Source organism: Rhodanobacter thiooxydans LCS2, from assembly GCF_000264375.1.
Classification (GTDB): domain Bacteria; phylum Pseudomonadota; class Gammaproteobacteria; order Xanthomonadales; family Rhodanobacteraceae; genus Rhodanobacter; species Rhodanobacter thiooxydans.
The window spans coordinates 42,824-56,175 of record NZ_AJXW01000058.1 but is presented as its reverse complement, the minus strand read 5'-3'; the positions used below and the strand labels follow the sequence as shown (position 1 = coordinate 56,175).

Here is a 13,352-nt window from a genome sequence, read left to right as displayed (position 1 = left end):
CCGCCGCGCGCCGGAGAGCGTGCTGCTGGCGGTCGAAGCGGCCGGCCAGGCGCTGGCGACGAGCGGCCGCGATCCTGCCGCGCTGGCCTGCGTGTTCGCCTCCTCGCACGGCGACCAGCCGATCACCGACTACATGTGCGCCACCCTCGCCCAGGCGCCGGCCGAACTGTCGCCGACCCGCTTCCACAACTCGGTGCACAACGCCGCAGTCGGCTACTGGACCATCGCCACCGGTTGCCACGCGCCGTCCACCGCGGTCTGCGCGCAACGCGCCAGTTTCGGCGCCGGCCTCTTGGAAGCGGCGAGCCAGGTGCTGGCCGAGCAGCGCGCGGTGCTGCTGGTGTGCAGCGACACCGCCGGCAGCGGTCCGCTCAGTGAAGTCACCGAATGCCTCCAGTCGTTCGGCTGCGCGCTGGTGCTGGCGCCGCAGGCCGGCCCGGCCACGCTGGCCCGGCTCGACCTCGCGCTGCAGCCGGGTGCGGTCATCGACGCGCCGCTGCCCGGGCCGCTGGACGGCTGGCGCGCCGGCAGCCCCGCGGCGGCGAGCCTGCCGCTGCTGGCGCTGCTCGCCGGTCGCGGCGGCCACTGCGAGCTGGCCGCCGCCGCTACACTGGGACTGCGTATCGACATGGAGCACGTCGCTTGAACACTGCCGCCCCACGCTGGTGTGTGCTGATTCCCTGCCTCAACGAGGAAGCCGCGATCCGTGCGGTGGTCGAATCCGTGCTGGCGCTGGGCGCGCCGGTGATCGTGGTCGACGACGGCTCGGACGACCGCACGCCGGAGATCGTCGCCGCGCTGCCGGTGACCCTGCTGCGCCACGCCACGCGCCGCGGCAAAGGCGAGGCGCTGCGCCAGGGCTTCCGCGAGGCGCTGCGCCAGGGCTACGACGCCGTGCTGACCATGGACGGCGACGGCCAGCACCTGGCCGCCGACATCCCGCGCATCGTGGCTGCCGCGCAGCGCCACCCGCAGCACATCGTGATCGGCGCGCGCCTGCTCGACCGCGAGCAGCAGCCGAAGGGCCGCCGCCGCGCCAACGCGGTGGCCGACTGGGGCATCTCATGGGCCTGCGCGCAGCCGGTGGCCGACACCCAGAGCGGGCAACGCTGGTATCCGCAGGCGGCGCTGGCGCTGGTCGACCTGCCGGCGGAGAACTTCGTGTTCGAGGCAGCGATCCTGATCGCCGCTTCGCGCGAGCAGCGGCTCGGCGTGGTTTCGGTGCCGATCGCCTCGCGCTACCACGGCGCGTTCCGTCCCAGCCATCTCAAGCCGGTGCGCGACGTCACCCGCATCACCACCTACACCATCGGCCGGGTGGTCCACTACGGCCACATCGTGGCCAGCTACCGCCGCTCGCGCGGCGCACCGCTGGTGCTCGACGACACCGCCGCGGCGCCGGCCAAACCGATGGCGCTGGATGGTTGATCGCCGCGACTCCTCCGTAGGAGCCCGCTCGCGGGCGATGCTTTTCTTGGGCGAATCCCGGCCTCCAGAGCATCGCCCGCGAGCGGGCTCCTACAGCACGGTCATCACAGCGCGGCGGGCGCGAGAAGCATCAAGCCATGCCGCCGTTCACCCCGATCACCTGGCCGTTGATGTAGGCGGCGGTGTCGGAGCACAGGAACGCGACCAGCGCGGCGACTTCCTCCGGCTTGCCGGCGCGCTGCGCGGGCACCAGTTCGCGGATGCGCTCGGGCGGAAACGTCGCCTCGGCCATGCGCCCCTCGATCACGCCGGGCGCGACCACATTGACGGTGATCCCCCGCGAGGCCATCTCGCGCGCCAGCGACTTGCCGGCGCCGACCAGCGCGGCCTTCGCCGCGGCGTAGTTGGTCTGGCCGCGGTTACCCAGCTGCGCCGCCGCCGAGCCGATAGAGACGATGCGGCCGAAACGCGCGCGCGCCATCGGCAGCAGCAGCGGCTGGGTGACGTGGAAGAAACCGTGCAGCGAGACGTCGATCACCCGGTGCCACTGCTCGTCGCTCATGCCGGCCATCGGCGCGTCATCGTGGATGCCGGCATTGTTGACCAGCGCGTGGATGGTCCCCTCGGTCAGCAGCGCATCCAGCGCGGCGCGCACCACTTCCGCATCGGTGACGTCGAACGCGACCGCCTGTGCACTGCCGCCGGCTGCGACGATCGCCGCGGCGGTTTCCGCTGCGCGCGCCAGGCTGTGGTGGCCATGCACGATCACGTGCCAGCCGGCCGCCGCCAGCGCGTGGCAGATCGCGCCGCCGAGCTCGCCACTGCCGCCGGTGACCAGGGCGCGACGTGCGGGAGGGGCTTCGGACATGGCGTGGCTCGCAGGCGATTCAGCGGGAGGGATGGATCACCGCGGCGCGCCCGCTGGCCAGCAGCCGGCCACGATGCTCGACGCGGAACGCATACTGCGCGCCGCCGTCGTCGGCGTAAAGGCATTCGGCGTGGACGTCCAGCGCGCCATCGAGGCCGTCGACGTATTCCTCGTGCAGCTGCACATCGCGCAGGCTGACCAGTCGGCCGGAACGTACCGTCTCGTCGCCGCGCACACGCGCCAGCAGCGCGCCATGCACCGCCGCTGCCTGCGCGCCGTACTCGGCCAGGTGCACCGCATGCAGGCCCTGCGCGCTGCGCAGCGGGTTGTCCGCGCGCGCATGGCTGGCGCTGGTCGCGTGGATCGTGCGCTCGTCCCAGTCGAGCACCGCATCGAGCAGGCACATCGTGCCCGCATGCGGAATCAGGTGCGCCCAGTCAGTCTTGTCGAGCATGTGGCGCCATCAGGATCGACAGGCAGAAGTGGAACGCCACGCCGAGACTCACGGTGAGCCCGATCGCGCGCAGCACCGGAATCGTCGCCCACGCCAGCATGCCGAACACCAGCAGCGCGGACAGCACGCAGACGATGGTGGCATGCAGCGTGCGCCGCTGCTCGGCCGCGTCGCCGGTGTCGCGCTCGAAGAACAGCGCGTAGTGCAGGCCCAGCCCACCGGCGAGGATCAGCGCGACCAGGTGGAACAGCGAGATCTCGACGCCGGCCACGCGCTCCACCGCCAGCACCAGGAAGGTGGCCAGGGTCATCGGCGCCAGCACGTGCCAGGCGCGGCGCAGGCTGCGCAGGGCGAGCGCGATGGTCAGCACCAGCAGCAGCGCGGCGGCCGCAAGCGCCTGCAGGATGCGCGTACGGTAATCGACCACCAGCGATTCGGAAGCCGCCTTCAGATCCAGCAGGCGCACCGCGCCGTGGCTGTCCGCACCCAGCGCCTGCAGCGCGGCCACGTCGTGCACGCCGCTGACCGTGCCCAGTCCGAGCCAGTGGCCGTCGCGCTCGACCAGCATCGCGGCGAGGCGCTGGCCCAGCGGCGTCTGCGCATAGCGTTCGGGCGTCAGCGGCGGCAAGCGGCGCGCGGTCTGCACATCGTCGACGAACGGCCGGAACAGGTCGGCGCGGAACGGCAGGCCCTGCAACGCCTGGTCCAGCACGTGCTGCAACGTGGCGCGGTCGGGCAGCGTCGCCTGCCGTTCGCGCTGCACGGCCACGCTGGGCAGGTAGCGCGAGGGCAGCTCCAGCGCATCGGCGGCATGCTGCGCCAGCAGCGCGTCTGCCTTCGGCTGCAGTCGCTCCGACAGTTCCAGCACGCCCTGCGCGCTGGGTGCCTCGAGCACCAGCAGGTAGCGCACGTCGGGTGCGCCCAGCGCCTCGCGCAGGCGCGCGTCGCGCTGCAGCAGCTCCGGCGGCAACGGCGTCAGCGCGGCGAGGTTGTCCTGCCAGAACGGACCGCGGGCCAGCACCAGCATCGCCACGATTGCCGCGGCGACCACCAAGGGGATCCAGCGCGGCCGCGGCAGGCGATCGACGAACGTGCGCGCCTGTATCAGCCAGTGCATCCCGGCCACGTCGTGCACGCGTCGCGGCAGCAGGTGCGGCAGCAGGTAGCGCGTGCTGAAGCCGGCCACCAGCAGGCCGACGATGGTGAACAGCGCCAGCTGCTTCAGCCCGTTCACGCCGGAGGCGTAGAACGCCAGGTAGGCGATGCAGGCCGAGGCGATCGCGGTGAGCAGCAGCGGCCACAACGTGCGCACGCTGGCCAGCGCATCCTCGCCGGCGCGGCGGTGGCTGAGTACGCGGATCGGGTATTCCTGCGCCACGCCGAGCAGGGTGAAGCCGAACGCCAGGGTGATGCCGTGCACCGCGGGGAAGGCCACGGTGAGCACAGCGATGCCGGCCAGCGCGGCGCTGGCGATCGGCAGCGCCGACAGCAGCAGCGAGCCGATGCTGCGGTACGCCAGCAGCAGCAGCGCGATGAAGCCCACGGTGGAGATGCGCCCGATCCAGTCCGCCTGGTGCCGCGTTTGCGCCGCGGCCACCACGCTGAAGTAGCCTGGCCCACTAAGCTCGAGCGTTGCGCCGGCGCTGCCGGGCAGCGCGGCGAAGGCCTGGCGGATGCCGTCGATCGCCTGCTGCTGCGCGCCTGGGTCGAAACCCGCGGCAGCCGTCTGCACCAGCAGCAGCGCCTCGTCCTGCGGCGAGAACCACACGCCCTCGCGCAGCTGCGGCGATTTCGCCGGCGCCCAGCGCTCGGCCAACTGCAGCACCTCCAGCGTGGGATCGCGCGGCAGCAGGCCTTTCAGCAGGCTGGCGGCGGGCGAGGACAGGTCGTCCAGCCGCTGCTGCAGCTGGTCGGCGAGATAGGCCTGGTCCAGCGGCTGCGTGTCCAGCGTGGGCGACAGCAGGTAGCGGTACGGCAGCAAGCGCTCGTCCAGCGCACCGAGGTCGAAGCTGCCGTTGAGCACCTGGCTGTAGCGCGCGTCGTTTTTCAGCGCGGCGGCAAGGCCCTGGCTCAGCGCCGCCAGCCTTGCATCGGACTGGCCACGGATGGAGAGCAGCAGCAGGCGCGAACCCGGTCCCTCGCCGACCTGCTCCATCAGCAGACGCTGGTCCGGCGTGGTCGGCGCCGGCATGAAGCTGCGCAGGTCGGTGCTGACGTGCAGGCGCTGGCTGATCATCCAGCCGAGCCCGGCCAGCGCCAGCAACCATCCGATCAGCAATGCCGCGCGTGCGCCCCGGCGCATGCTCAGGGCGCGCTCTGGCACAGCGCGGCCAGCGCTTCGCGCGTGGGCTCGGCCGGCATCCGTGCGGCCAGCGGCCCGAGCAGGTCGACCGCGAGGTCGCCGTCGGCCTCCTGCAGGTGCATGCAACGCGAGGCGTTCGCGTAGCCGTCGATGCGGATGCTGGCCACGGTCTTCGCCACGCGGGCATCGCGCGGCACCAGGGTCAGCGTCCAGGCGCCGCGCGCGTCGCCCTCCTGGTGCACCTCGAACGCCTGCTGCAATCGCGCGGCATCGCCGCCAAGCAACGCCACGAAACTGTCCAGCAGCACCTGCAGTTGTGGCGCGCGCTTCAGCGAGAAGTGCCGCGGGCTGCGGCCCTCGCGCTGCTGGGTCACCTCGCCGTCGGCGATGGTGGAAGTTTCCTGCTGCGGATGCTCGACGCGCCGCTGCAGCCTATCGCCACCGAGCCACGCCAACTCGCCGGAGACCACCAGCGGCCGGTCCAGCATCTGCAGGAAGCGCGCCTCGGCGAAGGCGGTATGCGCCGGTGCCGGCTGGCCCAGCGCGGCAATCAGCGTCGAGGCCGCCGCGGCCTGCTCAGATGCCGACGCGCTCGCCCACGGCAGCAGCAGGCTCAGCAGCAGGCTCACCCGCAGCGGGTGCGTCTTGCCAGAAATCATAGAAGTTGAACCAGTTGTAGGGAGCCACGTGGATATAGTGCTCCAGCCGTTGCGCGTAGCGGGCAATCAGCCGGTCCAGCATCGGGCCACGATCATGCCGCGGGATCTCCACCCGGTCGCTGAACGGTTCAAACACCAGGCGGTAGCGGTTGCCGCCGAGGTACAGGCCGAAGCACAGCACCACCGGCACCTGCAGCGTATGCGCCAGCAGCCAGGGGCTGATCGGAAACGGCGCGGGGGAGCCGAGCAGGTTGGTCCGCCGCAGCACCTCGTGGCCACGGCCGCGGTCGGCCAGCATCGCCACCAGCGCGCCGGCGTCGCAGGCCTCGGCCATTGCCAGCGCGATGGTGGTGCCGTCCTGCGCCGCGTCGATCACGCAGGCGCCCACCTCCGGCGCCAGCGCTTCCAGCAGCTCGGTCATCGCCGGCGTCTTCTGCTTGTCCAGCACCACCCGCAAGGCCATCTGCGGCCGGCGCGCACCGATCGCGCGCAGTGCCTCGAAACTGCCCTGGTGCGAGCCGAGCAACAACACGCCGCGACCCTGCGCGATGCGCTCGTCGAGGAGGTCCAGGCCTTCGGTCTCGATCTGGAATGGCCGTTCACCGTGCGCCAGCAGGAAGATCCGGTCCAGGATGGTGGCGGCGAAACAATGGATGTGCCTGAGCACCTGCCACGCCGTGGCCGGCTTGCCGAACACGCGCTGCAGGTACTGGCGCGAGGCCCGCCGTTCCGGCCCGCGGCGCAGGAAGAAATACAGCGTGATCGGGTACAGGGACAGCCGGCCCACGCGGCGTCCGCCGTGCAGCGCAATCGTGCGGATCAGCCACAGCGCGAAACGGCCACCACCCTCGGGGCGGTTCTGCCAATGTCCATGTGTACTCACGCCGCTCCCTCGACCAAGCCGCGTGCCAGCACCATGCCGTCACGCCGAATCTCGAAACGGACGCGCGATGCGTCCGCCATCGTCAGCTGCAGCTGCGCGGTCTCGTCCGGCTGCAGCGGAGCGGCGAACTTCGCCTCCAGCACGCAGCCCAGCCGCTGCCCGCGCCAGGCGCGCAGGGCCAATGCCACCTGCTCCAGCAGCAGCACACCGGGCACCAGCGGCGCACCGGGAAAGTGCCCGGGCAAGGCCGGATGCTCCACGCCGACGCGCAACGCCTGCACGAAGCCGTCGTTCATGGCGCCACCGCGCGCTTGCCGTGCAGCAATTGAGGCCAGTGCAGCGCCAGCTGCAGCAGCATGTCGTGCAGGCCGGGATGCGGCAGATGGCGCAATCGCCAGCGGCGATAGAGGTACTCCAGGAGAAACGCTGCACCCAGCAGCAAGTAGCCACCCAGGTGCAGCCAGGTCGCGGCCCAGCGCTCGGGCACCGGCAGCGGCGAGGCGACCCCGACGCGCGCGAGCAGCCCGCTCTGGTCGGCGCACAGCAACAGCACGGTGAGCAGCAACGCCTGGGCACCGAGCAGCACCGTCCAGAACCAGGTGACCTGGCGCGCATAGGCGGCCACGCCCGGCTGCCGCAGGCGCTCGGCGCCTTCGATGGCGACGATGAAGCGCTGCACCAGCGGCTCGGCCGTGGCCAGCGTGCGGCCGAACCAGTACGCCAGGAGCGCATTGATGAGCACCGGCACCGCCTCCAGCAACAGCTCGGCAAAACCATACCGCCAGGTCAGCAGCAGGCCGGCCAGCACGCCCGACCACAGCAGCCACGACGACGCGCGACGCGCCAGCAGCTGCGGCAGCAGCAGCGCGGTCAGCAGCACGGCCAGCGCCAGCAGCGCGAACACCTGCCGCTGCGTCACGGCGCCGGCGATCGCCAGCAGGGGATAGGTCGGCAGCAGCAGCAGGCCGTAGCACCGCGCGGCAGGTTCGGGCAGAAGTGAAGAGGAGGTCATGCCGGGTTCCGCATCGGCTCCGCCGGAACCTTGAGCCTGCCACGGGCGATGGAACGCCGCATGAAGGAAGCGTGGTGCACGCCGCCGGGTCGAACCGCCGGCTTCAACCGGCGCGGTTCTTCTCGACATGCGCGGACAGCGTGCGCAGGCTGGTGAAGATCTGTCGGTTGCCGGGGTTGTCCGAGCGCAACTGGAAGCCGTAGCGCTTGGACACGGCCAGGGCGATTTCCAGCGCGTCGATCGAATCCAGCCCCAGCTCGCCGCCGAACAGCGGTGCATCCGGGTCGATCTGTTCGGGGGTGACGGAGTCGAGATTCAGGCATGCCACGACCAGGATAGCCAATTCGTGCTGCGTCGCTGTCTGTTCCGCCATGCTCGGTTCCGTACACTGAATGCATTGCCTCCCCCCCGGTGGCAGTGGTCGCGGAGTGTAACATAGCGCCCCTGTCGTTCCCGGTTGCAAGCCATATGCAGGGCTGTGAAAACCCCCAGATCGATCCGCTGCCGCGCCGCGCGCTGCAGGTGTGCTACCGCGCCGGCGCGGCCAGCGCACTGCTGGCCGAACCCGGTACGCTGGCCTTGCTCGGCTTCGGCGTCAGCACCCCGGCCAGTACCGACCCGCGCTGCCTGCAGGTGGCGCTGGAAACCTTCGATGCGCCTGCGCCGCTGGAGCTGTGGCAGGTCAATGCGCCGGTCAGCTGCGGCCGCGACGGCGCGCTGTGCTGGTCCGCCGGCGGCGGCTGGCTGTTCGCGGCGATCGAACTGGACGAACGCGAACACGGCGGCCCGACCGCCACGGCGCGGCTGGCCTACGAACAGCTGCACCGCTTCGTAGCCATGCGCGAGGCGCGACACGTACTGCGCGTGTGGAACTACCTCGGCGCGATCAACCACGGCGAAGGCGACGCCGAGCGCTACAAGCACTTCTGCGACGGCCGCGCCGCCGGCATGGGCGACTTCTTCGCCGAGGGCTTCCCCGCCGCCACCGCGATCGGTCATCACGGCGACGGGCGCCGCCTGCAGGTCTACCTGCTGGCCAGCGACCAGCCCGGCATGCGCGTGGAAAATCCGCGCCAGGTCAGCGCCTGGCGCTACCCGCGGCAGTACGGCCGCACCCCGCCCAGCTTCGCCCGCGCCATGCTGCTGCCGGCGCAGGACGTGCTGGCGATCTCCGGCACCGCCGCGGTCGTCGGCCACGCGTCGGCGCACCAGGACGATCTCAACGCGCAGCTGGAGGAAACCCTGCTCAATCTCGAGGCGCTGCTGGCCAGCGCCGGCATGGCAACGGGCTTCGACGGCCAGTCCCCGCTGAAGATCTACGTGCGCCACGGCGCCGACGCCGCACGTGTGCGCGCGTTCGTGCAACGCCGCCTGCCCGGCGTGCCGACACTGCTGCTGCACGGCGACATCTGCCGCCGCGAGCTGCTGGTGGAGATCGACGGCTGGCGTTACGCGTAAGCGAGGACTGGGAGAAAAGCCCGAAGCGCGCTCCGCCGCTGCCTTCTCTCACTCCTCTTCGCTCACCCCTGCTTCACCGGCCGCTTCCAGCCGGGAAACGTCTGCTGCCTGCCGCGCGCCACGGTGAGTTCCCCGTTCGGCGCATCGCGGGTGATCACCGAGCCGGCGCCGATGGTGGCCTGCGCGCCAATCGTCACCGGAGCCACCAGCGCGCTGTTGGAGCCGATGAAGGCGCCATCGCCGATGCGCGTGGCGAACTTGTTCACGCCGTCGTAGTTGCAGGTGATGGTGCCGGCGCCGATGTTGACGCCGCGGCCCACCACGGTGTCGCCGAGGTAGCTGAGGTGGTTGGCCTTGCTGCCTTCGCCCAGGTGCGTCTTCTTGGTTTCGACGAAGTTGCCGACGTGCACGCCGGCGTCGAGTTCGGTGCCGGGGCGCAGCCGCGCGAACGGGCCGATCGTGCACGGGCCGTGGGTGACCACGCCGTCGAGGTCGCAGTGCGTCAGCACCACCGTGCCGGCGGCCAGCTGGACGTCCTTCAGCCGGGTGAACGCGCCGACGCGTACCTCGTCACCGAGCGCCACGCGGCCTTCGAGGATCACGTCGATGTCCAGCTCGACGTCGTGGCCGCTGTCGACCGTGCCGCGCACGTCGATGCGCAGGGGATCGGCCAGGCGCACCCCATCGCGCATCAGGGCACGCGCCGCACGCTGGCGGTACTCGGCTTCCAGCCCCGCGAGCTGCAGCGCATCGTTCGCGCCCGACGCCTCCACCGGATCGGCGCACTCCACGCTGAGCGCGGGTCGCTTCTCCTCGCTCGCCATCGCGAAGATGTCGGTGAGGTAGTACTCGCCCTGCGCATTGTCACGGTCGAGCCCCGCGATCCAGACGCGCAGTGCGGCGGCAGACGCGACGAGGATGCCGGTGTTGACCAGGTTGATGGCACGCTGCTCCTCGTCGGCATCCTTTTCCTCGACCACCGCCCGCACATGGCCGTTGCCGTCGCACTGCACGCGGCCATAGCCGCTCGGATCGGCCAGGCGCATGGTGAGCAGGCTGAAGCCTCCCTGCGCCTCCGCCAGCTGCCGCAGGGTGTCGGCCCGGGTCAGCGGCACATCGCCGTAGAGCACCAGCACGCGCGCGCCATCGGGTATCTCGCCCAGCGCCTGTTCCACCGCATGGCCGGTGCCCAGCCGCTCGGCCTGCAGCACCCAGCGCAGATCGTCCTGGCCGACGAACGCCGCACGCACCTGCTCGCCGCAATGGCCATACACCACATGGATCGCCGTCGGCTGCAGCGCGCGCGCGGTGGCCAGTACGTGCGCCAGCAACGGCCGGCCGGCCAGCGGCATCAGCACCTTCGCCCGATTCGATTTCATCCGCGTGCCGGCGCCGGCGGCGAGAACGATGACGTGGAGCGGAGCTAGGTTCATGGAAGAAAGCCTTGGCGCGTCCTGATTGAAAAAAGCATAGCAGCCCGCCGGCCGCGGACGATGGCGGACAGCTGACTCAGGGCTTCGTCGTCGCGGCCGACACCGTGGGCTTGCCGGCATGGCATTCGAAGCGGAATACGTAGGCCAAGCTGAACGGTTTCGTCTCGCTGTCCACCACGTGGCTGTTGCCATCGGCATCGGCGGCCCAGCGGTTGATCGTCAGCGGACTGAACTGCCACTGCAGCGCGGCCGCGCGCACGGCGTCGATGAAGGCCTGGCGGCCTGCATCAGCCTGCGGCTCACCTGTCACGCGCACTTCGCCGACCTTGCCCTGCCCATCGACGATCAGCAATGCCGGCACTTCCTGCGGCGGCGGACAGCTGGCCAGCCGATCGGGCGGATACGCCGGTGCCACACGTCGAAACGGCGTGGCGCCGCTGGACACCTCGCCCAGCGCCAGCGGGTAGCGCACCGTACCGGGCGGCACCACCATCCGCCATGACGCATCGCCGATGGCCGGCGGCGGTGGTTGCTGGCGCGGCGCGACGCAACCGGCCAGCAGCAGCGACAGCACGCAGCCGCCGTGGCGGAAAGTGAACATCGGCCCTGTCATCGGCATCTTCCCTGTGCTGCCAAGAGCGCATCATGCCAATGCAAAAACGCCGGCACAAGGCCAGCGTTCTTTTCCGCGATATTCATCGAAGCGACCGCTTCTATTGAAAGCGCGGCCATGGATGGCCGCCTTTTGATCTCGCTCTGCACTCATGGATGAGCGCACGAACTTCATTTCCATGGATGGCCACCCGTTTGATCTTCGCGATCAGGGATGATCGCAAAAGCTCAGTGCTTGAGGCTCTTGCGCAGCCGCTCCAGCGCCTGCAGCTGGGTGATCGCCTCGGCCAGCTTGACCTGCGCCTCGGCGATTTCCATCGCGTCACTGCGGTTGGCCAGCGCGTCCTCGGCTTCCTTCTTGGCGCGCTGCGCGGAGGCCTCGTCCAGGTCGGCGGCGCGGGCGGCGGTGTCGGCCAACACGGTGACCACCTGCGGCTGCACTTCCAGCATGCCGCCGGAAATCCAGAACTGCTGGCGCTCGCCGCCGGCCAGCAGCACATCGACGTGGCCTGGCTTGAGGCGGGTAATCAGCGGCGCATGGCGCGGCGTGATGCCGAGCTCGCCGACTTCGCCGGTGGCAACGACCATCGTCGCGTCGCCGGAAAAGATCTCGGCTTCGGCACTGACGATGTCGACGCGAATGGTGTGGGTCATGGTTCTCTCTCGCTACGCTCGGTCGAACGGGATTCGAGATTCGCGATGGGGGATTCGTCAAAAGCGCGATGACGCAGCTCAACGAATCCAGAATCGCAGATCCCGAATCCCGGCTTCAGGGTCAGGCGGCTTTCTTGGCGCCCATCTCTTCGGCCTTCTTGATCGCCTCGTCGATGCCGCCGACCATGTAGAACGCCTGTTCCGGCAGGTGGTCGACGTCGCCGTCCACGATCATCTTGAAGCCGCGGATGGTTTCCTTCAGCGACACGTACTTGCCCGGCGAGCCGGTGAATACCTCGGCCACGTGGAACGGCTGCGAGAAGAAGCGCTCGCACTTGCGCGCGCGGGCCACGGCCTGCTTGTCCTCTTCGCTGAGCTCGTCCATGCCGAGGATCGCGATGATGTCCTTCAGCTCCTTGTAGCGCTGCAGCGTGCCTTGCACCTTGCGGGCCACGTCGTAGTGCTCCTGGCCGATCACGTTCGGATCGAGCTGGCGACTGGTCGAGTCGAGCGGATCCACCGCCGGGTAGATGCCCAGCGAGGCGATGTTGCGCGAGAGCACCACGGTCGCGTCCAGATGCGCGAAGGTGGTCGCCGGCGACGGGTCGGTCAGGTCGTCCGCGGGCACATAGACGGCCTGGATCGAGGTGATCGAGCCGGTCTTGGTCGAGGTGATGCGCTCCTGCAGCACGCCCATTTCCTCGGCCAGGGTCGGCTGGTAGCCCACCGCCGACGGCATGCGGCCGAGCAGCGCGGACACCTCGGTACCGGCCAGCGTGTAGCGGTAGATGTTGTCGATGAACAGCAGCACGTCCTTGCCCTTGCCGGTCTCGTCCTTCTCGTCGCGGAAGTATTCGGCCATGGTCAGGCCGGTCAGCGCCACGCGCAGGCGGTTGCCCGGCGGCTCGTTCATCTGGCCGTAGACCATCGCGACCTTGTCGAGCACATTGGAGTCCTTCATCTCGTGGTAGAAGTCGTTGCCCTCGCGGGTACGCTCGCCCACGCCGGCGAACACGGACAGGCCCGCGTGCGCCTTGGCGATGTTGTTGATCAGCTCCATCATGTTCACGGTCTTGCCGACGCCCGCGCCGCCGAACAGGCCGACCTTGCCGCCCTTGGCGAACGGGCAGACCAGGTCGATAACCTTGATGCCGGTTTCCAGCAGGTCGTTGGCCGCGGCCTGGTCGGCGTAGCTCGGCGCCTCGCGATGGATCACCCAGCGGTCCTGCTCGCCGATCGGGCCGGCCTCGTCGATCGGGTTGCCGAGCACGTCCATGATGCGGCCGAGCGTGGCCTTGCCGACCGGCACCTTGATGCCTTCGCCGGTGTTGCGCGCGGCCAGGCCGCGCTTCAGGCCCTCGGTGGAACCGAGCGCGATGGTGCGCACGATGCCGTCGCCCAGCACCTGCTGCACTTCCAGCGTGATCTCGGTGCCGTCGATCTTCAGCGCGTCATACACCTGCGGCACCTGGTCACGCGGGAACTCCACGTCGATGACCGCGCCGATGATCTGAACAACTTTGCCCTGGCTCATGCTGATAGCTCCGGATGAATCTCTTTAAGATTTCGATTTGTACAAAGCGCCAATG

At 69.9% G+C, this 13,352-nt stretch carries 16 protein-coding genes; 3 read left to right on the top strand and 13 right to left on the bottom strand.

Going from position 1 to position 13,352, the window contains the following annotated elements:
• Together UUA_RS12470 and UUA_RS12465 are read left to right on the top strand one after the other, a co-directional pair.
• Positions 1-646, top strand: a 646-nt coding sequence (locus UUA_RS12470) for a beta-ketoacyl synthase chain length factor (protein WP_008437408.1), incomplete at its 5' end; no start/stop codon positions are given.
• Complete coding sequence (locus tag UUA_RS12465; RefSeq protein WP_008437407.1) at positions 643-1,428, top strand: glycosyltransferase family 2 protein; 786 nt, start codon at positions 643-645, stop codon at positions 1,426-1,428. The genes UUA_RS12470 and UUA_RS12465, both read left to right, overlap by 4 nt.
• 130 nt (positions 1,429-1,558) lie before the next feature.
• Here the strand turns inward: UUA_RS12465 and fabG are convergent, their stop codons facing one another.
• From fabG to UUA_RS12425, 8 genes are all read right to left on the bottom strand, one after another.
• Positions 1,559-2,296, bottom strand: a complete 738-nt coding sequence (fabG, locus tag UUA_RS12460) for a 3-oxoacyl-ACP reductase FabG (RefSeq protein WP_008437406.1) — start codon at positions 2,294-2,296, stop codon at positions 1,559-1,561.
• Positions 2,297-2,315: 19 nt separating this feature from the next.
• On the bottom strand, positions 2,316-2,750 hold the full coding sequence (locus UUA_RS12455; protein ID WP_008437404.1) for a hotdog family protein: 435 nt from the start codon (positions 2,748-2,750) through the stop codon (positions 2,316-2,318).
• Complete coding sequence (locus tag UUA_RS12450) at positions 2,734-5,052, bottom strand: MMPL family transporter (protein WP_008437402.1); 2,319 nt, start codon at positions 5,050-5,052, stop codon at positions 2,734-2,736. The genes UUA_RS12455 and UUA_RS12450 overlap by 17 nt, the downstream gene beginning before the upstream one ends.
• A gap of 2 nt (positions 5,053-5,054) precedes the next feature.
• Positions 5,055-5,681 carry a LolA-related protein gene (locus tag UUA_RS12445; RefSeq protein ID WP_008437399.1) on the bottom strand — a complete coding sequence of 209 codons (627 nt, stop codon included), beginning with the start codon at positions 5,679-5,681 and terminating at the stop codon, positions 5,055-5,057.
• Complete coding sequence (locus UUA_RS12440) at positions 5,629-6,594, bottom strand: lysophospholipid acyltransferase family protein (protein ID WP_008437398.1); 966 nt, start codon at positions 6,592-6,594, stop codon at positions 5,629-5,631. Before UUA_RS12440 ends, UUA_RS12445 begins: the two co-directional genes overlap by 53 nt.
• Positions 6,591-6,890 (bottom strand): ApeI family dehydratase, encoded by a 300-nt coding sequence (locus UUA_RS12435; protein ID WP_008437397.1) that lies wholly within the window; start codon positions 6,888-6,890, stop codon positions 6,591-6,593. Before UUA_RS12435 ends, UUA_RS12440 begins: the two co-directional genes overlap by 4 nt.
• On the bottom strand, positions 6,887-7,606 hold the full coding sequence (locus tag UUA_RS12430) for a COG4648 family protein (RefSeq protein WP_008437395.1): 720 nt from the start codon (positions 7,604-7,606) through the stop codon (positions 6,887-6,889). Before UUA_RS12430 ends, UUA_RS12435 begins: the two co-directional genes overlap by 4 nt.
• Before the next feature lie 103 nt (positions 7,607-7,709).
• Entirely contained in the window at positions 7,710-7,979 is a 270-nt protein-coding gene (locus UUA_RS12425; RefSeq protein ID WP_008437394.1) for a phosphopantetheine-binding protein, read from the bottom strand.
• 95 nt (positions 7,980-8,074) lie between these two features.
• Between UUA_RS12425 and UUA_RS12420 the strand changes: the two genes are divergently transcribed.
• Complete coding sequence (locus UUA_RS12420) at positions 8,075-9,064, top strand: chorismate transformation FkbO/Hyg5 family protein (protein WP_008437392.1); 990 nt, start codon at positions 8,075-8,077, stop codon at positions 9,062-9,064.
• A gap of 62 nt (positions 9,065-9,126) precedes the next feature.
• On the opposite strand, the gene glmU is transcribed toward UUA_RS12420, so the two are convergent.
• From glmU to atpD, 5 genes are all read right to left on the bottom strand, one after another.
• Positions 9,127-10,497 (bottom strand): bifunctional UDP-N-acetylglucosamine diphosphorylase/glucosamine-1-phosphate N-acetyltransferase GlmU, encoded by a 1,371-nt coding sequence (gene glmU, locus UUA_RS12415; protein WP_008437390.1) that lies wholly within the window; start codon positions 10,495-10,497, stop codon positions 9,127-9,129.
• Between the two features lie 76 nt (positions 10,498-10,573).
• The gene (locus tag UUA_RS12410) at positions 10,574-11,110 is read right to left on the bottom strand and encodes a hypothetical protein (RefSeq protein ID WP_153022916.1); all 537 of its coding nucleotides are present in this window, start codon (positions 11,108-11,110) and stop codon (positions 10,574-10,576) included.
• A 30-nt stretch (positions 11,111-11,140) separates the two neighbouring features.
• Positions 11,141-11,290, bottom strand: a complete 150-nt coding sequence (locus tag UUA_RS19385; protein WP_155943272.1) for a hypothetical protein — start codon at positions 11,288-11,290, stop codon at positions 11,141-11,143.
• Positions 11,291-11,337: 47 nt separating this feature from the next.
• Entirely contained in the window at positions 11,338-11,763 is a 426-nt protein-coding gene (locus UUA_RS12405; RefSeq protein WP_008437387.1) for a F0F1 ATP synthase subunit epsilon, read from the bottom strand.
• Positions 11,764-11,884: 121 nt separating this feature from the next.
• On the bottom strand, positions 11,885-13,297 hold the full coding sequence (gene atpD / locus UUA_RS12400; RefSeq protein ID WP_008437380.1) for a F0F1 ATP synthase subunit beta: 1,413 nt from the start codon (positions 13,295-13,297) through the stop codon (positions 11,885-11,887).
• Positions 13,298-13,352 lie beyond the last annotated feature (55 nt).

Bases quoted from the DNA above. Each gene is read 5' to 3' on its own strand.
- fabG (WP_008437406.1), bottom strand. From the start codon at position 2,296: ATGTCCGAAGCCCCTCCCGCACGTCGCGCCCTGGTCACCGGCGGCAGT.
- UUA_RS12405 (WP_008437387.1), bottom strand. From the start codon at position 11,763: ATGACCCACACCATTCGCGTCGACATCGTCAGTGCCGAAGCCGAGATC.
- UUA_RS12410 (WP_153022916.1), bottom strand. From the start codon at position 11,110: ATGACAGGGCCGATGTTCACTTTCCGCCACGGCGGCTGCGTGCTGTCG.
- UUA_RS12435 (WP_008437397.1), bottom strand. From the start codon at position 6,890: ATGAACGACGGCTTCGTGCAGGCGTTGCGCGTCGGCGTGGAGCATCCG.
- UUA_RS12420 (WP_008437392.1), top strand. From the start codon at position 8,075: ATGCAGGGCTGTGAAAACCCCCAGATCGATCCGCTGCCGCGCCGCGCG.
- UUA_RS12455 (WP_008437404.1), bottom strand. From the start codon at position 2,750: ATGCTCGACAAGACTGACTGGGCGCACCTGATTCCGCATGCGGGCACG.
- atpD (WP_008437380.1), bottom strand. From the start codon at position 13,297: ATGAGCCAGGGCAAAGTTGTTCAGATCATCGGCGCGGTCATCGACGTG.
- UUA_RS12425 (WP_008437394.1), bottom strand. From the start codon at position 7,979: ATGGCGGAACAGACAGCGACGCAGCACGAATTGGCTATCCTGGTCGTG.
- UUA_RS19385 (WP_155943272.1), bottom strand. From the start codon at position 11,290: ATGGAAATGAAGTTCGTGCGCTCATCCATGAGTGCAGAGCGAGATCAA.
- UUA_RS12450 (WP_008437402.1), bottom strand. From the start codon at position 5,052: ATGCGCCGGGGCGCACGCGCGGCATTGCTGATCGGATGGTTGCTGGCG.
- UUA_RS12430 (WP_008437395.1), bottom strand. From the start codon at position 7,606: ATGACCTCCTCTTCACTTCTGCCCGAACCTGCCGCGCGGTGCTACGGC.
- glmU (WP_008437390.1), bottom strand. From the start codon at position 10,497: ATGAACCTAGCTCCGCTCCACGTCATCGTTCTCGCCGCCGGCGCCGGC.